Raw genomic sequence first — 23771 nt, forward strand, 5'->3', positions numbered from 1 at the left:
CGGCAAAGCCAGGCTGGCGCATCATGCGAATTCTGATTGCCGAAGACGACAGCATACTCGCGGATGGTCTGGTTCGATCACTCCGCCAATCGGCCTACGCGGTCGATCACGTGAAAAGCGGCGTAGAAGCCGATACCGCGTTGTCAATGCAGACGTTCGACCTATTGATCCTCGATCTGGGCCTGCCGCGCATGTCCGGGCTCGAGGTGCTGCGCCGCCTGCGCGCGCGCAATTCGAACCTGCCCGTGCTGATCCTGACCGCCGCCGATAGCGTCGACGAACGCGTCAAAGGCCTCGACCTCGGCGCCGACGATTACATGGCCAAGCCCTTCGCGCTGAACGAACTCGAAGCGCGCGTGCGCGCGCTGACACGGCGCGGCGCGGGCGGCGGCCCGACCGTCGTGCGGCATGGCTCGCTGTCGTTCGATCAGGTGGGCCGCATCGCCTACGTCAACGACCAGGCGATCGATCTGTCCGCGCGCGAACTCGGGCTGCTCGAAGTGCTGCTGCAACGGATCGGCCGGCTGGTCTCGAAAGAGCAGCTCGTCGACCATCTATGCGAATGGGGCGAGGAAGTCAGCAACAACGCGATCGAAGTCTACGTGCACCGGCTGCGCAAGAAGATCGAACCGAGCGGCGTGCGCATCATCACCGTGCGCGGGCTCGGCTACTGCCTCGAAAAAGCGGCGCCGCCGGCGAATGCGAGCGCGCCCGCCACCCCGGCCGGCTCCGAGCCTCAGACGGCACAAGCGGCACAATCGTCCACCGCGCCGTCGTCCACCGCGATGCCGGCGAGCCACCACTACAAATAGAGGCCAGCGATGTCCGCACGCGCTGATCGCGCCACGGCGCACGCTGCGGACCTCGACGAGGCGCGCGACGCGCGCTACGCCAATCCGTTCGCCCCGCCCGACGAAACCGAAGCCGCCGCCGAAGCGCGTCCGCGCTCGCTGTTCGGCGAAATTCTCGACTGGATGCTCGCGCCGCTGCTGCTGCTGTGGCCGATGAGCCTCGCGGTCACCTATCTGGTCGCGAAGTCGATCGCCAACGGGCCGTTCGACCGCGCGCTCGAAACCGACGCCTACGTGCTCGCGCGCCAGATCCATCCGGTCAACGGCGTCGCGGAGCTGTCGCTGCCCGAGTCGACGCGCGATTTCCTGCGTGCCGACAACGTCGACAGCGTGTTCTTTCAGGTGCTCGGCACGCGCGGCGAGCTCGTGGCCGGCGAGCGTGACATGCCGCTGCCGCACGAGGAAGACCGCCCGCCACCGGGCCTCGTCGAATTCCGCGACGACGTGCTGCGCGGCAACGACATCCGCGTCGCCTACACGACCGTCGAGTTTCCGCAGACGCCGGGCGCGCAGGCCGTGCTCGTGCAGGTCGCCGAAACGCTCGACAAGCGCAGCCAGCTCGCCAACGACATCATCAAGGGCGTGATCCTGCCGCAGTTCGTGATCCTGCCGCTCGCGATCCTGCTCGTGTGGTTCGGGCTGTCGCGCGGGCTCGAGCCGCTGCATGCGCTGCAGGCGCATATCCGCGCGCGCCGGCCGGACGATCTGTCGCCGCTCGAAGCGCGCCGCGCGCCGCCGGAAATCGAGCCGCTCGTCACGTCGTTCAACGATCTGCTCACGCGCCTCGAACAGAACATGGAGCTACAGAAGCGCTTCATCGCCGACGCCGCGCATCAGATGAAAACGCCGCTGGCCGGCCTGCGCACCCAGGCCGAGCTCGCGCTGCGCCAGAACGCGTCGGCCGAGGTTCGTCGCTCGCTCGAACAGATCGCGACGAGCTCCGAGCAGGCCGCACGGCTCGTCACGCAATTGCTCGCGCTGGCGCGCGCGGAAAACCGTCGGTCGGGACAGATCTTCACGCCGCTCGAACTGGGCGAACTCGCGCGCAGCGCGGTGCGCGAATGGGTGCAGGCCGCGCTCGCGAAGCAGATGGACATCGGCTACGAAGCGCCCGACGAGCCGGTCGAAGTCGCCGGCAATCCGGTGATGCTGCGTGAAATGCTGTCGAACCTGATCGACAACGCGATCCGCTATACGCCGGCGGGCGGCCGCATCACCGTGCGCGTGCGGCACGACGCCCCCGCGCGGCTCGTGCACCTGGAAGTCGAGGACACCGGGCTCGGCATTCCGGCCAGCGAGCGCTCGCGTGTGGTCGAGCGCTTTTACCGGATTCTGGGCCGCGAGGGCGACGGCAGCGGCCTCGGCCTCGCGATCGTGCGCGAGATTGCGGCAGTGCACGGCGGCGAGCTCGCCATCGACGACAACGTCTACCAGGAGTCGCCGCGGCTCGCCGGCACACTGGTGCGCGTCAGCTTGCACGTGCTCGAACGGGGCGGGACTTACCCTAACGCGCCTCTATCGGCAGCTTGACGGTCAGCGTTTTTTGAGATATTTCAGCGTGGGTTGCGCGCACATACCAGCACATTAACGGAAATTGAACGCCTATTCGTCGGCTTACCGGACTACCCCAAGTTCAGGCGCCGAGTCAGAACGCCGTAAGTTTCCACTCCAATAATCGGTTGCACGGGAACGCCTGTCCCGGCGATCCGCGTGTATATCAATATTGGAGACGACAATATGGCTACCGTTGGCGGGCAAATCTCGCACGTGCCGATGACGCGCGATGAGAAGCGGGTGATCTTCGCATCGTCGCTGGGTACGGTTTTCGAGTGGTATGACTTTTATCTGGCCGGCTCGCTTGCGGCCTTCATCAGCAAGAGCTTCTTCTCCGGCGTCAATCCGACCGCGGCGTTCATCTTCACGCTGCTCAGCTTCGCGGCGGGCTTCGCGGTGCGGCCGTTCGGCGCGATCGTATTCGGGCGGCTCGGCGACATGGTCGGGCGCAAGTACACGTTCCTGATCACGATCATCATCATGGGCCTGTCGACGTTCCTCGTCGGCTTCCTGCCGGGCTACGCGGCGATCGGCATCGCTTCGCCGGTGCTCTTCATCGCGATGCGCCTGCTGCAGGGTCTCGCGCTCGGCGGCGAGTATGGCGGCGCCGCAACCTACGTGGCCGAACACGCGCCGGCGAACCGCCGCGGCTTCTACACCGCATGGATCCAGACCACCGCCACGCTCGGTCTGTTTCTGTCGCTGCTCGTGATTCTCGGCATTCGCACGTTCATGGGCGAAGACGCCTTCGGCGCCTGGGGCTGGCGCATTCCGTTCCTCGTGTCGATCCTGCTGCTCGCGGTGTCGGTGTGGATTCGCCTGCAACTGCATGAGTCGCCGGTGTTCGCGCGCATCAAGGCCGAGGGCAAGACCTCGAAGGCGCCGCTTTCCGAAGCGTTCGGCCAATGGAAGAACCTGAAGGTCGTGATTATCGCGCTGCTGGGACTGACGGCCGGCCAGGCTGTCGTCTGGTACACGGGCCAGTTCTACACGCTGTTCTTCCTCACGCAGACGCTGAGGGTCGACGGTTCGAGCGCCAACATCATGATCGCGCTCGCGCTGCTGATCGGCACGCCGTTCTTCCTGTTCTTCGGCTCGCTGTCGGATCGCATCGGCCGCAAGCCGATCATCATGGCCGGCCTGCTGATTGCCGCACTCACCTACTTCCCGCTGTTCAAGGCGCTCACACACTACACGAACCCGGCGCTCGAAGCGGCAACCGCGAAGTCGCCGATCGTCGTGATCGCCGATCCGGCCGAGTGCTCGTTCCAGTTCAACCCGGTGGGCACGGCGAAGTTCACGAGCTCATGCGACATCGCGAAGGGCGCGCTGTCGCGAGCCGGCCTGAACTACGACAACGTCGCGGCGCCTGCCGGCACGATCGCGCAGATCCGCGTGGGCGATACGGTCGTCAACACGTTCGACGGCCGCGCCGGCGACGCGAAGGAGCAAGCCAAGACGTTCCAGAAGACGCTCGCCGCGACGCTGAAGGCCGCCGGCTACCCGCCGAAGGCTGATCCGGCTCAGATCAACTGGCCGATGAGCATCGTGATCCTGACGATCCTCGTGATCTACGTGACGATGGTCTACGGGCCGATCGCGGCGATGCTGGTCGAGATGTTCCCGACGCGCATCCGTTATACGTCGATGTCGCTGCCGTATCACGTCGGCAATGGCTGGTTCGGCGGCTTCCTGCCGGCCACCGCGTTCGCGATCGTCGCGGCGAAGGGCAACATCTACTCGGGGCTCTGGTATCCGATCATCATCGCGGTGGTCACCTTCGTGATCGGCATGCTGTTCGTGCGCGAAACCAAGGACTCGGATATCTACGCGAAGGATTGAGTGGACCGACAGCCGGAGCTATCTGAAAAAGTTGTGAGCCGGGGGTTGACAGCCTCCGGTGGCCCCAGCATAATCTCGCTTCTTTCGGCGAATTAGCTCAGTCGGTTAGAGCGACGGAATCATAATCCGCAGGTCCGGGGTTCGAGTCCCTGATTCGCCACCATATAAAACAAGGGGTTACGTGCAAACGTAACCCCTTGTCCGTTTCTGAGTGTCAACGAAGTGTCAACCGCGTCGAACAGCGGTGGCGCAACGGTCAGTAGGCTTGCGAGCGATCTTCACCTTATAATCAGAACGAAGGCCGCGCCATGGACAAGACCGAACTCATCCAATTTCGAATCGATGCTTTTACGCCGGACACGCTCCCGATGTCGCGGCTGGCGGAGTATTTGACTCAGCTTGCGGACCTGCTCGGTAGCCAAGAGCACGTCCACTTCACGAGCGTGAGAAAGGGAAGCGCCGTTCCTCAGGCGAAGGTCGACTATCCGGCCATACCAAAGGTCCAAGCGCGGCTGCAACTTGCACACTCAGTTGACGCGCCGGATGACATTCGGAAGCCGTTCGAGGCGATCAATCGTCTTCTGAAGGCGGACAATGCCAAGGCGACGCTGAAGGCGGGGAACGTCGTCTACGTCAAGTTCCTTGGCCGCGATATCCCTGACGAAAAACCTTATAGGTTGCGTGAGGCCGGGTGCCTAGACGGCATCGTCATTCGCATCGGCGGCACGGACAGAACGATTCCTGTGTGGCTGCAGTCGCTCGATGAACAGACGATTTATAAGGGTATCGAAACGACGCCTGAGACCGCGCGAGCGCTTGTTGGCCATTACCTAGGCAAGCCGGTTCGCGTTCACGGACAAGGGGTATGGGAACGTTCGAGCGAAGGAGATTGGAGTCTGGTGAGTTTCCATATCGCTCATTTCGAAGAGCTGGACGAGACACCGGCCGACGAGGTGTTCGCGAAGCTCGCGTCGCATCCGGGGAATGGATGGGCTGAATTCGATGACCCGATAAAAGAACATCAAAGAATCCGGGGAAGCGATTAATGGTCGTTTTTGATGCTGGAATTCTGATCAGTCTCCTGACGCCGCGCACGACAGAGCGATACAAAAAAGAGCGCTTGGACTTTCTTATGCGCACTCTTCGTCAGACGCGGACCAAAATCCTCATTCCTACGCCGGCCTTATCGGAACTGCTCGTCCATGCTCCCGACCTCGCGGACGAATTTAGCCGGTCGTCCGGCTTCGAGGTCGTTCCGTTCGATCAGCGTGCGGCGATCGAATGTTCGATTAGCATTCGGGCGGCGCTGTCTTCCGGAAACAAGAAAGGGAAGCAAAACGCGGTTTGGAGCAAGGTGAAATTCGATCACCAAATCGTAGCGATTGCGCGAAGCCGTCTTGCGACATGCATCTACTCTGACGACAAGGGTCTCCGCAACTTTGCCCGTTCTATTGGAATGAATACGGTGTCGTCGGATGAGCTACCCGATGATCCTGCCAAAGCGCAGGGCCAACTTGAGCTCGGCGATGGAGCGTAGGCGCCTATAGAGCGACTCTCGCACGCGAGAATTTTAGGTCAGCAGCTTTCCGGGGGCTGGGTTCTTCCGTGCGAGAATTGCAAGGGGCTTTAGTCTCCGGTATGCCTGTAGGGCCCTGTCGCCGGCATAAAGTTGCCAAACCGCTCTCCGCCCGGACACGGCGTCTGCTACCTGGAGCGACAGCTCAATTAGAGAAGCCTTACTCTTCCTTTTTCCCCTTCCTCTTGACTGCCTTAGCGATTTGTTCAAACGCAAGAACGGGTATCTTATTAGTGACAATGCAGCCGCTCTTTCCGGCAGCTTTGACTGCAATTACAACTGAGTTCTTTTGCGATTCTTCGAGAGAGCGGCCCTTGGTCGGATTTGCCTCTTTGACGTGACTCAATGCCTTGTTTGCTGCCGACTCCTTCCCGTCCGCCGAGACAATCATCTCCAGCACATGCGGGTGGTCCAGGGTTTGCGCGTACACCTTGCACAGTTTTTCGGCCATTTTCTTCCCCGTTTAAGTTGCGGTCTCTTGGTAGGGCCTCGTCATATCGCGCCGTGTCGAATCCTATGATAGTACGTTCGACCGGTGTCGGTGCAGCCGCGGGGATGGCGTCGGAATTCTCGAGTGCGAGAAATTTCAGTCGGTGAGTATCTAGCGCGGGTTTCTCGCATGCGAGAATTTTTCCGGTCTCTTTTCCCTATCCTCTTACTAGTTCTTCGAGCGTGATTTCGCCTTCGATGAAGCGTTGCGCGAGTTCGTTAGTTTCCTGCGGAATGACGTACCCTTCGAGTTCCGTGTTCGCGAAGCCTCGACGCACTGCGTCCGCGCGTCTTGCTCGTTCGTCAGCACTCAAGGGACATCGGTCTTTTTTTGGTGCAGGAATTTTGGTTGTCTCGTTCGGCCGGCTTCATGTCAAGCTCCTTCAAGCTCTAGCTGTCGAAGTGGATTAAGCATCTTAGCCTCCTGCAAGTGCTCTGGGGCAAGATGTGCGTAACGCATCGTCATCGTCAGGCTTTGGTGACCGAGGATGCGTTGCAGTGTCAGGATGACCTATAAGGGATTCCGCGATTGGGCCGGGGTTAGAAAGCCCCTCCCTGATTCGCCACCAGCTTCAAGAAAAAGCCGCTGTCCCACAAGGACAGCGGCTTTTTTGTTTTGAAACGCTGCCACGAAGCCTGACGACCGATGGGCGTCCGAGTTCAGGCAGACGCAGCGACACACCATTCAACGTTGGGGAAATAGCGGCAACAATGCGCGCATTTTCCAGACGGATACCCCGGCTATGCCACGTTAGCTCAGGTCGTGAAGAGATTGAGCCGGTGTCGGGTGAAAGAGCAGCAGCACCACGGTCATCAGACCGAAGGCTGCGCCCGCATAAAAGGTCGTGGCTGCGCCCAGACGTTCCCACAACTGGCCTGCGATAACGCTCGAAACCAGCGTCACGATGCCGCTCAGCAGATTGAAGAAACCGAACGCAGTCCCGCGCAGATGCGCAGGTGCCGTGTGCGCGACCATCGTAGCGAGCAGGCCTTGCGTCATCCCCATGTGCAGCCCCCACAGCGCTACGCCTACGACGACTATGCTCCAGCGGGTGCCGTGTGCAAGCGCGAGGTCGGCGCCAATCAACACGATCAGACCACCTATCAGCAGCCGCGTATGCCGCATCGTGTCCGCGAGCTTCCCGAACGGATAAGCGGACAGCGCGTAGACGATATTCATTGCCACCATGACGAGCGGAACGAACGCAATCGGTACGCCGCTGCCCATCGCACGAAGCACCAGAAAAGCCTCGCTGAATCGCGCCAACGCAAAAACGGCGCCTATCCCTACGACCCACCGGTAGTCCAAACCAAGCTCCCTGAGACTCTGCCACCGCACAGGATTGCTTCTGTTGGCGCGAGGCTCGTGCTCAGGCTCCGTGATACCAAACGTCAACAGCGCGACCGCGAGCACACCAGGAATGACGGCAAGCCAGAAGGCAAGCCGAAAATTATCTGCCCATATCAGCATGATGAGAACGGCCAGCAGCGGTCCGAGGAACGCACCGACCGTATCGAGCGACTGGCGCAGACCGAAGGCCGCGCCACGCAGGTGCTGCGGCGTGACATCCGCGATGAGTGCATCGCGAGGCGCACCGCGAATGCCCTTGCCGACACGGTCAATGACGCGCGCCGTCACCACGACGCCAATCGACGACGCAATGGCAAAAAGCGGCTTGCTCATTGCGCCGAGCGAATACCCTGCTACGGCGAGCCACTTTCGGTTGCCGAGGTAGTCACTCAGCGTTCCCGAAAACACCTTGACCATCTGGGCCGTGGCCTCCGCAATGCCCTCGATGAGCCCAATCGTGCCGGCGCCGGCGCCAAGGCTTGCCAGCAGAAACATCGGCAGCAGGCTGTGGATGATTTCGGAAGAGATGTCCATGAAAAGACTCACACATCCTGGAACCCACACACTGCGTGGAATCTGCCGGACGACATTGACTTGCGGTTCATTTCGCATTCGATAGGGATGGCATCAAATAACACGTTCGAACGGCGCAGACGCATGCGAGCAGCAAGGCAGCCCGCCACGACCGTTGCATCTTGTCTGGCATCGCTGAGTCGGATACCCGTCCTCTCACGCCCGAATCGAGTGCACTCCCTGACACGCATCAGTGCACACCTTCCCCGCCCCAGGGCAAAAACTTGCCCTTCGCCGCACAAAGCTAACGACCAACCCGCGGTATGGCCCCTGGCACACTTCCCGCTTTAAAGAGCGCGCAAGGAGCCGGCGCAACCTCCGGTTCGACAGACAATCTGGAAATGGACGGCTAGGGTTCCGGCCTGCTTCACGCAGGTGCTGGTCCGAGAGCTGTCGACCTCAGGCGAGGTTACACGGCGGGACAAAAGCCCGGGAGAGAACGCGATGTTTGCGCTGCTCCCTGCCGTCGCTAACCGTCCCCTCCGAGGTCAACCCATGTTCAAGCTCGTTCGCTGTCTTGGCATTGCCGCCGTCTCCCTCGCCACCTTCGCCTCGAGCCCCACGTTCGCCGCGGGCCGCAACGACTTCAAGGTCTGCTGGACCATCTACGCCGGCTGGATGCCGTGGGGTGAGGCGAAAACCCAGGGCATCGTGTCCAAATGGGCCAGGAAATACGGCATCAATGTCGACGTCGTGCAGCTGAACGACTACGTCGAGTCCATCAATCAGTACACGGCCGGCAAGTTCGACGGCTGCGCGATGACCAACATGGACGCGCTCACGATTCCCGCCTCCGGCGGCGTGGATTCGACGGCCCTGATCGTCAGCGACTATTCGAACGGCAACGACGGCGTGCTGATGAAGGGCAAGGGCAAGCAGATCGCCGACCTGAAGGGGCAGCAGGTCAACCTCGTGCAGTTTTCCGTCTCCCACTACCTGCTCGCACGCGCGCTCGAAAGCGCTCACATGAGCGAGCGCGACCTCAAGGTCGTGAACACCTCGGATGCCGACATCTCGGGCGCATTCGCGACCCCCACGGTTCACAACGCGGTCACCTGGAATCCGATGCTCGCCGATCTGAAGTCGCAGCCGAACGTCAGCGAAGTCTTCGACTCCAGCAAGATCCCCGGCGAAATCATGGACATGATGGTCGTCAACACGAAGACGTTGCAGCAGAACCCCGCCCTCGGCAAAGCGCTGACCGGTGCATGGTTCGAAATGGTCGCGCTGATGCACACCGACTCCGCGGCCAGCACGTCCGCGCTGAGCGCGATGGCGAAAGCCTCGGGCACCGATCTCGCCAACTTCAAGGGCCAACTGGCGACGACCGCCCTCTTCTATTCGCCGCAAGCCGCGCTCGACTTCGTCACCAGCGCCGACATGCCGAAGATCATGACGCGCGTCGCGAAGTTCTCTTTCGATCACGGCCTGCTCGGACAGGACGCGAAGAGCGCGGACGCGGTCGGCATGGCGTTCGACAAGGGCGTCGTGGTCGGCAACAAGAACAACGTCAAGCTGCGTTTCGATCCGACCTACGTCGCGATGGCGGCCGCGGGCAAGCTCTGACACGGACCGTCCAGGCACTCGCCGGGGGCTCGCCATGGCGGGCTCGCATCCCAGCTTTCCAACCAGGCGCTCACCATGCGACTCATCAATCGACATCCGAGCCGGATCGGCGGCTTGATGCTGCTTCTGCTGCCGTTCGTCGTGCTGTTCGCGGTCTACTTCACCGGGTCCTCGATGCGACTCTCGCTCAATCCCGATGACAAGCTGCTGCCGAGCGCGGCGCAAATGAGCGACGCGGTGAAGTCGGCCGCCTTCACCGAGGACAAGCGCACCGGCGAGTACCTGTTGTGGACCGACACGCTGTCGAGCTTGCGGCGGCTCGGCATCGGCCTTGTCGTCAGTGCCGTGATCGCACTGGTGGCCGCGATCGCGACCGGTTCGTTTCCGCTCGTCAGCGCGACGCTGTCGCCATTCATCACCGTGATCTCAATGGTGCCGCCGCTGGCGGTGCTGCCGGTCCTGTTCATCGTGTTCGGGCTCGACGAGTTGTCGAAGGTCGTGCTGATCGTCGTCGGCATCACGCCGGTGATCATTCGCGATCTGCATGCTCGCGCCCGCGAGATTCCGGTCGAACTGTGGGTCAAGGCGCAGACGCTCGGCGCCACCAGCTGGACGCTGATTCTGCGTCTGGTGCTGCCGCAACTGCTGCCGCGTCTGCTGGCGGCGACGCGTCTTTCTCTCGGCGCGGCGTGGCTCTTTCTGATCGCAGCCGAAGCGATCGCGTCGACCGATGGCCTCGGCTACCGCATCTTTCTCGTGCGCCGCTATCTGTCGATGGATCTGATCCTGCCGTACGTCGCGTGGATCACGCTGCTCGCATGGCTCACCGACGAGCTGCTGCGCCGGATCACGCAATGGTGCTTCCCGTGGTACGGAGGCGCGCGATGATCGAAGTCCGCAACGTCTGGAAAGAGTACGGCGACCAGGTCGTGCTCGAGCGTTTGAATCTGACCGTCAAGGAAGGCGAGTTCTGTTCGATGGTCGGCGCGTCCGGCTGCGGCAAGTCGACGTTTCTGCGCCTGCTGCTGGGTCAGGAGCGCGCGACGCGCGGCGAGATCCTGCTGGACGGCAAGCCGCTGCCCGGCGAACCGGACCGGCATCGCGGCGTCGTGTTTCAACGCTACTCGGTGTTCGACCATCTGAGCGTGTTGCGCAATGTGATGCTGGGGCTGGAGCTTCCACAGGCGAAGTTCACCGGCCGGCTATTCGGTGCCCGTCGGCGCGCGGCGCGAGACGAGGCAGCGGCCATGCTCGAGCGCGTCGGGCTGGGCGCTGCGTTGAACAAGTTTCCGCAGCAGCTGTCGGGCGGCATGCAGCAACGCCTCGCGATCGCGCAGGCGCTGATGATGAAGCCTCGCGTGCTGCTGCTCGACGAACCGTTCGGCGCGCTCGACCCCGGCATCCGCAAGGACATGCATGAGCTGCTCTCCGACCTGTGGCGCGAAGCGAAGCTCACGATCTTCATGGTCACGCATGACCTGAAAGAAGGCTTCACGTTGGGAAGCCGCGTGCTGGTTTTCGACAAGGTGCGCGTCGACCCGCAGGCGCCGGGCGCCTATGGCGCGCGCATCACCTACAACATTGCGCTCGACCGTAGCCGCGATTCCATGTCCGCCGTGCAGATCGCCGAGGCTGCCGTGCGAGGCGCATCGCATATCGAACTGGTCTCCGACTGAAGGGAACTCAGGTATGAACTCAGATACGACCTTATTGCTTGAAGAAACCGTCCCAGGCGGCGGCCATACGTCGCTGATCGTCAAGCGTGGTCGATCACTGCGCATTACCGACCTGCGCGGCGGTGCGAACGTCAGCGTGATGATGGTCAACGCGACGGAAAAGAGCGAACGGCTCAATCTGCCGGATTCGTTGAAGTGCCAGCACACGGCCAGGCTCACGGTCGGGCACTGCCTGTACTCCGACATGGGCCGCGTGCTTGCCGCGATCGTCGCGGATACCTGTGGCTGGCACGACAGCATCGGCGGTGTGTCGAATGCCGACGAGGTCCGCGAACGATACGGCGCAGGCCGCTACCAGGAGCTGCGCAACGCGTTCTATCGCAACGGCACGGACAACCTGCTCGTCGAAATGGGCAAGTGGGGGCTCGGCATCACTGACCTGCTGATGACGCTCAATCTGTTCAGCCGTGTCGATGTCAGCGACGACGGCGTTCTCAGTTTCGTGCCAGGAAACTCAAAAGCCGGCAACTACATCGAGCTCTACGCACCGATGAACACGCTCGTCGTGCTCACCGCGATCCAGCACCCGCTCGACCCGAACCCCGAGTACGCGCCGATGCCCGTCAAGCTCGAGCTGAGCGACGCGCGGCCCGAGGTCGCCGAAGTTTGCCGCACCGCATGCGAAGAGAACGCACGCGGTTTCATCAACACAGAACGCTTCTTTCTTTGAGCGAAGGCCACGCTTATGACCAGCACGCTTATCGTCAGCGACAAACGTCCGGAAACCGCGGTCTATCGCGAGACACTCGCCGCCGGCGAGCCGTGGCTTCACGAGGTGAAGGCCGGGCAAACGCTGCGCATCGTCGATCTCGAAGGCAACCAGGCGGTCGACACGCTGTTCTACAGCCTCGCCGATCCGCGCGAGCGCTTCGACCCGCAACGCACGTTGCGCCGGCAAAAAAGCCTCTACCTGACGACGGGCACGGTGCTGTACTCGAGCCTCGGCAATCCGATGCTGACGATCGTCGCCGACACGTGCGGCCGCCACGATACGCTCGGCGGCGCCTGCGCGCAGGAAAGCAACACGGTGCGCTACGCACTGGAGAAGCGCTACATGCACAGCTGCCGCGACAACTTCCTGCGTGCCTGCGCACATGACGGCCGCCTGTCGAAGCAGGACATCGGCGCGAACGTCAACTTCTTCATGAACGTGCCGGTCACGGCCACGGGCGGGCTCAGCTTCGAAGACGGCATTTCTGCGCCGGGCAAATACGTCGAATTGCGCGCGGAGATGGACGTGATCGTACTGATCTCCAACTGCCCGCAGCTGAACAATCCATGCAACGCCTACAACCCGACGCCCGCGGAGCTGCTGATATGGAATTGAAGCGCATCCGCCACTGGCTTTTTCTCCTCATGCTGGTTCGCTCGGGCCGGTACTTCAGCCGTACGCGCGAAGAACTGACCCAGACGCATCGCTGACGCGACTTCGGCCGTGGACGACCACGGCCGGCCATTCCCACGGCGGGACGGCCCGCCTTCGAATCAACACACCTTCCATGTTCGAGAAGATTCTGATCGCCAATCGCGGCGCTATCGCGTGCCGTATTCTCAGGACGTTGCGCGAACTCGACGTCACCGGCGTCGCCATCTATGCGGAAGCCGACCGAGCGAGCCGCCACGTCAGCGAAGCGCCTGTCGCGCATGCGCTCGGCGAGGGTCCGGCCGCGCTGACTTATCTCGACGTGGCCAAGATCCTCGCGATTGCGCGTCGCGAAGGCGTGCAGGCGATCCATCCCGGCTACGGCTTCTTATCGGAGAACGCGGCGTTCGGCGAAGCCTGCGAAGCGGCCGGCATCGCGTTCATCGGACCGACACCCTCCCAGCTTCGCGCGTTCGGCCTCAAGCACACGGCCCGCGAAATCGCGGCCAACGAAGGGGTGCCGATGCTCGAAGGCACCGGGCTGCTCGCGGACTTGCCGGCGGCGCTCGCGGCGGCGCAGGCCATCGGCTATCCGGTGATGCTGAAGAGCACCGCGGGCGGCGGCGGCATCGGCATGCGGGTGTGCTGGAACGCCGACGAACTCGGCGCCCATTTCGATGCCGTGAAGCGCCTCGGCGAAAACAATTTCAGCGATGCCGGCGTGTTTCTGGAGAAGTACATCGAACGGGCGCGGCATCTGGAAGTGCAGGTATTCGGCGATGGCAAAGGCGACGCGCTCGCGCTTGGCGTGCGTGACTGCTCGGTGCAGCGGCGCAATCAGAAGGTGCTCGAGGAAACGCCCGCCCCCTGCCTGCCGGACGGCATTCAGGCCGCGCTCTGCGAGGCAGCGGTCAAGCTCGCGAAAGCCGTCGACTATCGCTCCGCCGGCACCGTCGAATTCGTGTACGACAGCGCCGCCGAACAGTTCTACTTCCTCGAAGTCAATACGCGTCTGCAGGTCGAGCACGGCGTCACCGAACAGGTGTGGGGCGTCGACCTCGTGCGTTGGATGATCGAACTGGCGGCCGGCACGCTCGCGCCGCTGAAGGAGCTGGCGGCGAGTCTAACGCCGCGAGGGCACGCGATCCAGGCGCGACTCTACGCGGAAGATCCGGGGCGTGATTTCAAACCGAGTCCGGGCCTCTTGACCGAGGTCGCGTTCCCACACGCTGACGGGCGCGCATTGCGCATCGATACATGGATCGAGGCCGGTTGCGAAGTGCCGCCGTACTTCGACCCGATGCTCGCGAAAGTGATCGCGTGGTCGCCGACTCGCGATGAAGCGCGCGATGCGCTCGACGATGCGCTGCGCAACACCCGACTCTACGGCGTCGAGACCAATCGCGACTATCTGCGCCAGATTCTGCGCGACCGGCCGTTCGCGTCGGGCGAACCGTGGACTCGATGTCTCGAAGGGCTCAGGTATCGGGCCAGCACGGTCGAAGTCGTCAGCGGCGGCACGCAGACGACGGTGCAGGACTATCCCGGCCGCCTGGGCTACTGGGCAGTCGGCATCCCGCCGTCGGGGCCGATGGATGACCGGGCGATGCGGCTCGGCAATCGCCTGCTCGGCAATGCGGCCGACGCCGCCGCTCTCGAAGTCACGATGAGCGGGCCGACGCTGCGCTTCAACACGGATGCCGTGGTCGCCATCACCGGCGCGCAGATTCCGGTGCTGCTCGACGATGTCGCTCAGCCGCTGAACACGAGCCTCCATGTGCCGGCGGGTTCGACGCTCGCGCTCGGCACGATACGCGGCGCGGGCGCGCGCGCTTATCTGTGCGTGCGCGGCGGCTTCGACGTCGCACTGTATCTCGGCAGCCGCAGCACCTTTACGCTCGGCCAGTTCGGCGGACATGGCGGCCGCGCGATCCGCGCGGGCGACGTGCTGCATCTTTATCCGCTCGGCGATGCGCAGGCCGGCGCGGCGCTCGTCGACGCGCCGACGCTCGACGGCGTGCGCACCGTTCGCGTGATCTATGGCCCGCACGGCGCACCCGAATACTTCAGCGCCCGCTATATCGCGCAGCTGCTCGACACCGAGTGGGAGGTTCACTTCAACTCCAGCCGTACCGGCGTGCGCCTGATCGGACCGAAACCCGAGTGGGCGCGCGAGGACGGCGGCGAGGCTGGACTGCATCCGTCGAACATTCACGATAATCCGTACGCGGTCGGCGCCGTCGACTTTACCGGCGACATGCCCGTGATTCTCGGACCCGACGGCCCGAGTCTCGGCGGCTTCGTCTGTCCGGTGACGATCATCGAGGCGGACCTCTGGCAGATCGGCCAGCTGAAAGCAGGCGACAAGATCCGCTTCGCGCCCGTCGAAGGCGAAGAAGCGCGTGAGGCTGCGCGTGAGCGTCGTCGGGAACTGGAGAGCCTCGAGATTGCACCGGGTGCGCCGAGCGAAAGAAGAGCATCGCTGACGTCGCCGATCGTGCTCGATACCGGGGCGGACCGCGACAGACTCGTCGCACGTGTATCCGGCGACACACATCTGCTGCTCGAAATCGGTCCAGCGGAGCTCGACCTCGTGGCACGGTTTCGCGGACATGCGCTGATGCAGTCCCTCGAAGCGCAGCATCTGACTGGCGTCATCGATCTCACGCCGGGCATCCGTTCGCTGCAGATCCACTACCGGCCCGAGGATCTGCCGCTCGCCAGGTTGCTCGACATCGTCGCGCGGGCGTGGGACGAGGTCTTGTTGCACAAGGATCTGCGCGTGCCGTCGCGCGTCGTTCATCTGCCGCTGTCATGGGACGACCCCGCGTGCCAGCTCGCGATCGAAAAATATATGACCACCGTGCGCAAGAACGCGCCGTGGTGCCCGAGCAACCTCGAATTCATTCGCCGCATCAACGACCTCGACTCCATCGACGCGGTCAGGCAAATCGTCTTCGATGCGAGCTATCTGGTGATGGGCCTCGGCGACGTGTACCTCGGCGCACCCGTCGCGACACCGCTCGACCCTCGTCACCGGCTGGTCACGACGAAATACAACCCGGCCCGTACGTGGACCGCGGAGAACTCGGTCGGCATCGGCGGCGCGTATCTGTGCGTGTATGGCATGGAAGGGCCTGGCGGCTATCAATTCGTCGGCCGCACGTTGCAGATGTGGAATCGCTACCGCGAAGTCGCGGATTTCGCCGGCCAGCACTATTTGCTGCGCTTCTTCGACCAGATTCGTTTCTACGAAGTATCGGCCGACGAACTGTTGCGCATCCGCGCGGACTTTCCGCTTGGGCGTTTTCCGTTGCGGATTGAAGAGTCCGAGCTTTCGTTGCCGGACTATCAGGCGTTTCTCGCTAGCGAATCCGCCAGCATCGAGCAGTTCCGTTCAAGACAGCAGGCGGCCTTCCAGGCCGAGCGCGAGCGGTGGCGTGAAGCGGGCACCTCGGAAGTCACGTTCGAGACGCCGGTCACCGAAGACACTCAGTTAGCCCCGCTTCACGACGGCGAAGTCGCCGTGGACAGCGAGATCGCCGGCAGCCTCTGGCAAGTCAAGGTGAAAACCGGCGACGCGGTCGACGCGGGCGACGTGCTGCTCATCATCGAGTCGATGAAGATGGAAATCCCGGTGTGTGCGCCGTGCGCCGGAACGGTCGGCGAGATCTACGTGGCGCCGGGTTCGCCCGTGCGCGCGGGGCAACGCGTCGCCGTCGTCGAACGTCACTAATTATCTGGACGCAAACCATGTCTTCATTCTCGTCATTCGATCTTCGCCTCCCGACACTTCGCTCCGCATACCGTGATGGAACGCTCACGCCGCGCAGGCTCGTCGCTGAACTGCTCGAAAAAGCTGCGGTGCTCAATCCATCGTTCAATCTGTTCATCCATCTTCTGACCGAAGATGAAGTCGCGCCCTACCTCGACCGGCTCGACACCCAGGACGTCGAAAGCCTGCCGCTCTATGGCGTTCCGTTCGTGATCAAGGACAACATCGATCTCGCCGGCATTCAGACGACCGCCGCGTGCCCCGCGTTCGCGTACACGCCGTCGCGATCGGCGAGCGTCGTTGCGCAATTGATCGCGCTCGGCGCGGTGCCGCTCGGCAAAGCCAATCTCGACCAGTTTGCGACCGGTCTGAACGGCACCCGGTCGCCGTATGGCAAGTGTCGCAATAGCGTGCATCCCGACTATCCGTCGGGCGGCTCGAGCGCGGGGTCGTCACTCGCGGTCGCGCTCGGCGTCGCCAGTTTCGCGCTCGGGACCGACACGGCCGGTTCCGGTCGCGTGCCTGCCGCGCTGAACAATCTCGTCGGTCTCAAGCCGACTAAAGGCCTGCTGTCCACCGCGGGTGTGGTGCCCGCGTGCCGCACGCTCGATTGCGTGACGTTCTTCACGGCGACGGCGGAAGAAGCGAGCGCGTTGCTTGCGTTGAGCGCGCGCCCCGATCCTCGCGATGCATACAGCCGCGCGAATCCGCAATGGAATACGGCACGCGCGTTTGGCGAGCCCACGGCGTTCAAGTTCGGCGTGCCGGCGCAACTGGAATTCGCCGGCTGTTCCGAGAGCCCCGGGCTGTTCGCGAAGGTGCGCGCGTTGCTCGAAGAAGCAGGTGGTGAAGCTGTCGAAATCGACTTCACGCCGTTTGTCGAAACCGCCAATCTGCTCTATCAGGGGCCGTGGGTGGCCGAGCGTTATAGCGTGGCGGGCGAGTTGATGACGGAGAAACCCGCTGCGGTTTTGCCCGTCATTCGCGATGTGTTGGCGAAGGCACCCGGCGCGAGCGCGGTCGAACTGTTTCGCGCGCAGTACCGCTTGCAGGAATTGAAGGCCCTCTGCGATGCGTCGATCGATTCACTCGATTTCGTTCTGACGCCGACGTATCCGCGTGCCGTGACGCTCGACGAGTTGGAGCGCGACCCCATTGGTCCGAACTCCCTGCTCGGCTATTACACGAACTTCATGAATCTGCTGGACTATGCCGCCGTCGCTACGCCGACCGGTTTCATGAAGAATGATCTGCCCTGGGGCGTGACCGTCTTTGGCCGCGCGTTCACCGACCAGTATCTGTTGGGTGTGGCCGACCTGCTGCAACGAAAGAGCGGCGTGCACTGCGTGGGAGGTCTAACCGTCGAGCCGGAGCCGCGCGGCGAACGATGCGCGGCGAGCCACGATCGCATGCGGATCGCGGTCTGCGGCGCACACATGCAAGGTTTGCCCCTCAACCGCGATCTGCTTGCCCGACGCGGGCGGCTCTTGCAGGCCACTCAGACTGCCGCGCAATACCGGTTGTCGGCGCTGCCTGCGTCGGCGGACGGCACGAGGCGTCCAGGCCTGTGGCGCGTCACCGATGGCGGCGCAAAAATTGCTGTCGAAGTGTGGGAAATGCCCAGCGCGGAGTTCGGCTCGTTTATTTCGACCGTTCCGTCTCCGCTGGTTCTGGGGAAGGTCGAACTCGTCGACGGTTCGTGGGTTACCGGTTTCCTCTGCGAGCCGTATGGCGTGCAGTCGGGAACCGATATCTCGGAGTTTGGCGGATGGCGAGCATGGCTTGCCAGCGAGCGTTGCGCGAGTTTCTGATGGAACGAACGATGAGCGGCGGCGTCGCAGGGTATGGGCAGTGAAGCGCCGCGGGTTTGGTTGGCACCTCCGGCTTCCTTCCGCAATTCCGTCGCAACTTCGAGAGGTTCCTTAATGACGCTCCGCACCGTCGCGCTCGCCGCAACCACCGCTGCGCTCACGCTCGCCGGCACGACCGCCGCCCTCATCGCACAAGCTCAAACGCCGAGCACCGCCGACAGTCAATGGCGCGCCAGTTCCACCATGCTCGCGACGCTGCTGCAGGACGGCTACAAGATCGTCGCCGTGGTCAACAACGGTCCCGCCGACACGATCTTCGTGCAGCGCGATCAGAGCGCGTTCAAATGCATCGATCCGCAGCAACCGGATGCAAAAGCAAAAACGTCGGTGGCGCCGGGCTGTTACGAGCTGGTACCGCCGAGCGGCGCCACGCCGGCATCGGAATCCAGATAACGTGATTTGAAGCGCGAGCTCAACGTAACCCCAGCTCGCGCGAAAGACTTCAGCGTCGCGCCAACACCGCGACGCTTCAGCGATCCACGAGCCGGCTCAGATTGCCGCGCACCCGCTGCAGCAGCGCGATCAACCGCGCCGCTTCTTCATCGCTGAAACCATTGAGCGCTTCGAGCGCGACCTCGTCGCCGACCTTGCGCGCCTTGCCGAGCGTGCGCTCAGCCTTCGGCGTCATGCGCACCTGGCGCTCGCGGCGATCCTGCGGATTCGCGGTCCGCTCGATCCAACCGCCCTCCTCCATCCGGTCGAGCAGCCGGCCCGCCGAGATCGGCGCGACCTCGAGCAGATCCGCCAGCCGGGCCTGATTGATGTCGCCGTAGTGGCCGAGATAGGCCAGCACGCGACACTGCGCGCGCGTCAGATCGACCGACGACCTCGCGAGATCGTCGAACCGCTTGCCCGCCAGCCGGCCGACGTCGTAGATCAGAAAGCCGAAGCGCTCTTCGAATTGGGTTTTCATGCGCGGATTATACGGAAGCACTTCGGCGTACAGCGCGACTGCGTGTGCGTTCTATCCTCAGCACAACTCCCGATAGCGCCAACCCGTATCGACGATATACTAAGCATGCTTACTATTTCGACCCTCCCCACCATTCATGTCTTCCGCCTCCACGTCGACGAGCGCCACTGAGCTGCTCAACCGGCCGATGATCACGATCTCGATCATGCTCGCGACGCTGATCCAGACGCTCGACAGCACGATCGCCAACGTGGCGCTGCCGCATATGCAAGGCACGCTGTCCGCGTCGCAGGACGAGATCACGTGGGTGCTGACCTCCTATATCGTCGCCGCCGCGATCGCCACGCCGCTCACCGGCTGGCTGGCGGATCGCCTCAGCGTGAAGCGGCTGCTGCTGATCGCGATCGGCGGCTTCACCGTGTCTTCCGCGTTGTGCGGACTCTCCGAGACGCTGTCTCAGATCGTCGTGTCGCGTCTGTTGCAAGGGATCTTCGGCGCGTCGCTGGTGCCGCTGTCGCAGTCGATCCTGCTCGACATCAACCCGCGTGAAAAGCAGGGCCAGGCGATGGCCGTGTGGGGCATGGGCGTGATGGTCGGGCCGATCCTCGGTCCGACGCTCGGCGGCTGGCTCACCGATAGCTACAACTGGCGCTGGGTGTTCTTCATCAACGTGCCGATCGGCGCGATCGCGCTGTTCGGCGTCGCGAGCTTCCTGCCGACGCGCGAGCCGAAACACGACGTGAAGTTCGACGCGTTCGGCTTCATCACGCTCGGCCTCGCGATCGGCGCGTTGCAGGCGATGCTCGATCGCGGCGAGCAGCTCGACTGGTTTTCGTCGACCGAGATCGTGATCGAGGCGCTCGTCGCGGCGATCAGCTTCGCGTTCTTTCTCGTGCACACGGCGACGATCGGCGAGCGCTCGTTTTTCAAGTACAAGTTATTGAAGGACCCGAACTTCGCGACCGGCACGTTGTTCATCTTCGTGATCGGCGCGGTGATGTACGCGACCCGCGCGCTGCTGCCGCCGATGCTGCAAAACCTGATGGGCTATCCGGTCGCGACCACGGGCCTCGTCACCGCACCGAGCGGCGCCGGCACGATGGTCGCGATGCTGATCGCCGGCCGGCTGCTCAAGCGCGTCGACGCGCGGCTGTTGCTGCTCTGCGGCTTCCTGATATCGGCGTTCGCGCTGTGGCAGATGATGCAGTACACGATCGTGCTCTCGGCATCGGACATCGTGTGGCCCGGCGTGATCCAGGGCTTCGGACTCGGCCTCGTGTTCGTGCCGCTGTCCACGCTGACGTTCTCGACGCTGTCGCCGGAGCTGCGCGCGGACGGCACCGCGACTTATAGCCTGATGCGCAACATCGGCAGCAGTATCGGCATTTCGATCGTGCAGACGCTGATGACGCGCAACACGCAGATCTCGCACGCGGACCTCGCTGCGAACGTCACCGCGTTCAATCCGGCGCTCCAGTCGATGCTCAACAGCGGCTCGAACTATGACATCGCGGCGCTGAACGCGTCGATCACGCAGCAGGCGGCGATGGTCGCGTATCTGAACGACTTCAAGCTGATGTTCGTGGCGACGCTGCTGGTCATCCCGCTGTTGCTGCTGATCCGGCCGTCGCACAAGGCACCGGATGCGTCGATCGCGCATGCGGCAATGGATTGAGACCGAATGCGCCGACGTCCGCCTCAGCCTTCGATTCGCCCGCGCGTCACGCCGAGCAATGACGCCATCGCCGCGTACGCCGCGGCGGCATCGCGCGCGCGGATCGCCTCGAACACCGCCGTGTGCTCGGCGAGCGACGCGTTGAACACATCGGCGCGTTTCGCATTGAGCCGCAATTGTGCCTCGAGCGTGCGCTCGATCAGCGCGCCAAGCGGGATCAGCAGTTCGTTGCTGCACGCGGTGAGCACGCGCAGGTGGAACTGCAGATCCGCGCGCACCCATTCGTCGACGTTGCGCGCCGCCACCATCGCGGTATGCGCGGCCGCAAGCGCACGCAACGTGTCGTCGGTGTGCGCGGCGGCCGCGAGGCCGGCGGCATAAGGCTCGATCATCTCGCGCATTTCCTGCAGCTTGAGCGCGAACGCCATCGGCTCGGCGACGCGTGAATACCAGTCGAGCAGATCGGCATCGAGCAGATTCCACGCGGACTTGACCCGCACGCGCGTACCCACGCGCGGCCGCGATTCGATCAGCCCTTTCGACGTCAACGTGCGCAGCGCCTCGCGCAGCACCGTGCGGCTCACGCCAAACATCTCCATTAACTCGGCTTCACGAGGCAGGATCGACTCCGGCGCATAGTCGCCGCGCAGAATCGCGGTCGCCAGCAGTTGGGCGACTCGCCCGTGCAGATCGTGCGTAATGGTTTTCTCCTCGCGGTTGATGATCCCGTCGCGCAACGCGCGCGGTAAGTCGGCCAGACCTCACCACTATGTGGCAAATAGTACTATTAATAGTATTTTAATGCAGTTTTGTTGTAGCATGGAATTCCCCGAAATTTTGCATGCCCGCAGGCCTGCTTTGCATGGGTTCGGAGTAAGCGCCAAAGCGCCAACTCGGATCGACACCGGAGACACACACCATGAAAATCACCAAGCTCGAAACCTTTATCGTCCCGCCGCGCTGGTGCTTCCTCAAGATCGAGACCGACGAGGGCATCGTCGGTTGGGGCGAGCCGGTGGTGGAAGGCCGCGCGCATACGGTCGCCGCGGCCGTCGAGGAGCTGTCCGATTATCTGATCGGCAAGGACCCGCTGTTGATCGAGGATCACTGGCAGGTGATGTACCGCGCGGGCTTCTATCGCGGCGGCCCGATCACGATGAGCGCGATCGCCGGCGTCGATCAGGCGCTGTGGGACATCAAGGGCAAGCATCACGGCGTACCGGTGCATGCGCTGCTCGGCGGCCAGGTGCGCGACAAAATCAAGGTGTACTCGTGGATCGGCGGCGACCGTCCGAGCGATGTCGCGAACAACGCACGCGCGGTGGTCGAGCGCGGCTTCAAGGCCGTCAAGATGAACGGCTCGGAAGAGCTGCAGATCATCGATACCTTCGACAAGGTGCAAGGCGTGATCAACAACGTCGCGGCGGTGCGCGAGGCGGTCGGGCCGAACATCGGAATCGGCGTGGACTTCCACGGCCGCGTGCATAAGCCGATGGCGAAGGTGCTCGCCAAGGAACTCGACCCGTACAAGCTGCTGTTCATCGAAGAGCCGGTGCTGTCGGAAAACGCCGAGGCGCTGCGCGACATCGTCAATCAGACCAACACGCCGATCGCGCTCGGCGAGCGTCTCTATTCGCGCTGGGACTTCAAGCACATCCTGTCGGGCGGCTACGTCGACATCATCCAGCCGGACGCGTCGCACGCGGGCGGCATCACCGAGTGCCGCAAGATCGCCGCGATGGCGGAAGCCTACGACGTCGCGCTCGCGCTGCATTGCCCGCTCGGCCCGATCGCGCTCGCAACCTGTCTGCAGATCGACGCGGTCAGCTACAACGCGTTCATCCAGGAACAGAGCCTCGGCATCCACTACAACCAGGGCAATGACCTGCTCGACTACATCAAGAATCCGCAAGTCTTCAAGTACGAAGACGGCTTCGTGTCGATTCCGCAGGGCCCCGGACTCGGCATCGAGGTCAACGAAGAGAAAGTGCGCGAGATGGCGAAGGTCGGTCACCGCTGGCGCAATCCGGTGTGGCGTCACGCGGACGGCAGCGTCGCCGAATGGTGATCTGAACACCTGAGCGAAGCAAGCGGAACGCCGCCGGCGGGCCACGTGACGCGCGGGCCGTCGCAGTAACGTAACTTCCCGGACCAGCCGGCTCGAACCGGCGTTCGAGCGGTGCCCCCCGACCTGCATCACTCCGCGCCGAGCCTTATCCCGCCCCGCTTTCGCGACGTTTGTTCGGTATCGGACATACGTATGACCTGCTCCTTGCTGAAATGCATGCCAACAACGCATGCAGCGAGGAGCACCATGGGCGAATTCCTTCCTGACTATCTGATCCGCGAACAGGCGGCGGTCGGCGCGCTGGTTGCGTTCGGCGTGCTGCGCATCATCGGAGCGATGCTCGCGTACGAGCGCGGATGGAACATCTCGGTAGTCGGGAAATGCTTTATCGCCGCGGCGGTGCTGTACTGCCTGCCGCAGGTCTTCGATCTGCTCACGCAGATGGTCGGCTCGCACGCGGCCGGCGCCGAACTCGAAGGCAAGGCCGCGGGCTGCGCGATCGCGTTGTTCTGCGCGCCGATTCTCGGTCATCGCCTCGGCTTCGAGTAAGCGGGTTTCGCAGTGCGGC

General features: G+C 63.2%; 21 protein-coding genes, 1 tRNA gene, 1 pseudogene and 1 riboswitch. Of the genes and pseudogenes, 17 read left to right on the forward strand and 6 right to left on the reverse strand.

The window, feature by feature from the left end:
- Nucleotides 1-23: 23 nt before the first annotated feature.
- From F6X37_RS00280 to F6X37_RS00305, 6 genes are all read left to right on the forward strand, one after another.
- Nucleotides 24-812, forward strand: a complete 789-nt coding sequence (locus F6X37_RS00280) for a response regulator transcription factor (protein ID WP_184022986.1) — start codon at nt 24-26, stop codon at nt 810-812.
- A gap of 9 nt (nt 813-821) precedes the next feature.
- Nucleotides 822-2381, forward strand: a complete 1560-nt coding sequence (locus F6X37_RS00285) for a sensor histidine kinase (protein WP_187609926.1) — start codon at nt 822-824, stop codon at nt 2379-2381.
- A gap of 207 nt (nt 2382-2588) precedes the next feature.
- Nucleotides 2589-4247 (forward strand): MFS transporter, encoded by a 1659-nt coding sequence (locus F6X37_RS00290; protein WP_187609927.1) that lies wholly within the window; start codon nt 2589-2591, stop codon nt 4245-4247.
- A gap of 86 nt (nt 4248-4333) precedes the next feature.
- Nucleotides 4334-4410: transfer RNA gene (locus tag F6X37_RS00295), tRNA-Met, on the forward strand.
- Nucleotides 4411-4555: 145 nt separating this feature from the next.
- Nucleotides 4556-5293 carry an MFS transporter gene (locus F6X37_RS00300; RefSeq protein WP_187609928.1) on the forward strand — a complete coding sequence of 246 codons (738 nt, stop codon included), beginning with the start codon at nt 4556-4558 and terminating at the stop codon, nt 5291-5293.
- Complete coding sequence (locus F6X37_RS00305; protein ID WP_187609929.1) at nt 5293-5784, forward strand: hypothetical protein; 492 nt, start codon at nt 5293-5295, stop codon at nt 5782-5784. Before F6X37_RS00300 ends, F6X37_RS00305 begins: the two co-directional genes overlap by 1 nt.
- A 199-nt stretch (nt 5785-5983) precedes the next feature.
- On the opposite strand, the gene F6X37_RS00310 is transcribed toward F6X37_RS00305, so the two are convergent.
- The 4 genes and pseudogenes from F6X37_RS00310 to F6X37_RS00320 form a co-directional block, all read right to left on the reverse strand.
- On the reverse strand, nt 5984-6274 hold the full coding sequence (locus F6X37_RS00310) for a hypothetical protein (RefSeq protein WP_187609930.1): 291 nt from the start codon (nt 6272-6274) through the stop codon (nt 5984-5986).
- 196 nt (nt 6275-6470) lie between these two features.
- The gene (locus F6X37_RS37820; RefSeq protein WP_410451181.1) at nt 6471-6590 is read right to left on the reverse strand and encodes a hypothetical protein; all 120 of its coding nucleotides are present in this window, start codon (nt 6588-6590) and stop codon (nt 6471-6473) included.
- A 95-nt stretch (nt 6591-6685) separates the two neighbouring features.
- Nucleotides 6686-6820 (reverse strand): annotated as a pseudogene (locus tag F6X37_RS36580) (integrase); the annotation flags it as partial.
- A gap of 243 nt (nt 6821-7063) precedes the next feature.
- On the reverse strand, nt 7064-8275 hold the full coding sequence (locus F6X37_RS00320) for an MFS transporter (RefSeq protein WP_187609932.1): 1212 nt from the start codon (nt 8273-8275) through the stop codon (nt 7064-7066).
- A gap of 299 nt (nt 8276-8574) precedes the next feature.
- A riboswitch (guanidine-I (ykkC/yxkD leader) is annotated at nt 8575-8674 on the forward strand.
- Nucleotides 8675-8731: 57 nt separating this feature from the next.
- Between F6X37_RS00320 and F6X37_RS00325 the strand changes: the two genes are divergently transcribed.
- The 8 genes from F6X37_RS00325 (at nt 8732) to F6X37_RS00360 (ending at nt 18940) form a co-directional block, all read left to right on the forward strand.
- Nucleotides 8732-9802, forward strand: coding sequence for a putative urea ABC transporter substrate-binding protein (locus F6X37_RS00325; RefSeq protein ID WP_090801749.1), 1071 nt, complete (start codon nt 8732-8734; stop codon nt 9800-9802).
- Nucleotides 9803-9877: 75 nt separating this feature from the next.
- The gene (locus F6X37_RS00330; RefSeq protein WP_187609933.1) at nt 9878-10690 is read left to right on the forward strand and encodes an ABC transporter permease; all 813 of its coding nucleotides are present in this window, start codon (nt 9878-9880) and stop codon (nt 10688-10690) included.
- Nucleotides 10687-11478: an ABC transporter ATP-binding protein gene (locus F6X37_RS00335; protein ID WP_187609934.1), complete on the forward strand. Its 792-nt coding sequence runs from the start codon at nt 10687-10689 to the stop codon at nt 11476-11478. Before F6X37_RS00330 ends, F6X37_RS00335 begins: the two co-directional genes overlap by 4 nt.
- 13 nt (nt 11479-11491) lie before the next feature.
- Nucleotides 11492-12208 (forward strand): urea amidolyase associated protein UAAP1, encoded by a 717-nt coding sequence (locus F6X37_RS00340; RefSeq protein ID WP_187609935.1) that lies wholly within the window; start codon nt 11492-11494, stop codon nt 12206-12208.
- Between the two features lie 15 nt (nt 12209-12223).
- Nucleotides 12224-12865 carry an urea amidolyase associated protein UAAP2 gene (locus tag F6X37_RS00345; protein WP_187609936.1) on the forward strand — a complete coding sequence of 214 codons (642 nt, stop codon included), beginning with the start codon at nt 12224-12226 and terminating at the stop codon, nt 12863-12865.
- Nucleotides 12866-13037: 172 nt separating this feature from the next.
- Complete coding sequence (gene uca / locus F6X37_RS00350; protein WP_187609937.1) at nt 13038-16637, forward strand: urea carboxylase; 3600 nt, start codon at nt 13038-13040, stop codon at nt 16635-16637.
- 17 nt (nt 16638-16654) lie between these two features.
- Entirely contained in the window at nt 16655-18487 is a 1833-nt protein-coding gene (gene atzF / locus F6X37_RS00355) for an allophanate hydrolase (RefSeq protein ID WP_187609938.1), read from the forward strand.
- A gap of 114 nt (nt 18488-18601) precedes the next feature.
- Nucleotides 18602-18940: a hypothetical protein gene (locus F6X37_RS00360; RefSeq protein WP_184066583.1), complete on the forward strand. Its 339-nt coding sequence runs from the start codon at nt 18602-18604 to the stop codon at nt 18938-18940.
- Between the two features lie 76 nt (nt 18941-19016).
- Here the strand turns inward: F6X37_RS00360 and F6X37_RS00365 are convergent, their stop codons facing one another.
- The gene (locus F6X37_RS00365) at nt 19017-19460 is read right to left on the reverse strand and encodes a MarR family winged helix-turn-helix transcriptional regulator (RefSeq protein ID WP_090801762.1); all 444 of its coding nucleotides are present in this window, start codon (nt 19458-19460) and stop codon (nt 19017-19019) included.
- 205 nt (nt 19461-19665) lie between these two features.
- Between F6X37_RS00365 and F6X37_RS00370 the strand changes: the two genes are divergently transcribed.
- Complete coding sequence (locus F6X37_RS00370; protein ID WP_260321050.1) at nt 19666-21135, forward strand: DHA2 family efflux MFS transporter permease subunit; 1470 nt, start codon at nt 19666-19668, stop codon at nt 21133-21135.
- Nucleotides 21136-21158: 23 nt separating this feature from the next.
- Here F6X37_RS00370 and F6X37_RS00375 read toward each other — a convergent pair whose 3' ends face one another.
- Nucleotides 21159-21872 (reverse strand): FadR/GntR family transcriptional regulator, encoded by a 714-nt coding sequence (locus F6X37_RS00375; RefSeq protein WP_187609939.1) that lies wholly within the window; start codon nt 21870-21872, stop codon nt 21159-21161.
- A gap of 182 nt (nt 21873-22054) precedes the next feature.
- On the opposite strand from F6X37_RS00375, the gene dgoD reads away from it, so the two are divergent.
- Both dgoD and F6X37_RS00385 read left to right on the forward strand, forming a co-directional pair.
- A complete protein-coding gene (gene dgoD, locus F6X37_RS00380) occupies nt 22055-23203 on the forward strand; it encodes a galactonate dehydratase (RefSeq protein WP_090801766.1) in 1149 nt (382 codons plus the stop codon).
- A 246-nt stretch (nt 23204-23449) separates the two neighbouring features.
- Nucleotides 23450-23752, forward strand: coding sequence for a hypothetical protein (locus F6X37_RS00385; protein ID WP_184006488.1), 303 nt, complete (start codon nt 23450-23452; stop codon nt 23750-23752).
- The last annotated feature ends 19 nt before the right edge of the window (nt 23753-23771 follow it).

This window comes from Paraburkholderia sp. 31.1 (assembly GCF_014397645.1).
In the GTDB taxonomy this organism is placed as follows: Bacteria; Pseudomonadota; Gammaproteobacteria; order Burkholderiales; family Burkholderiaceae; genus Paraburkholderia; species Paraburkholderia tuberum.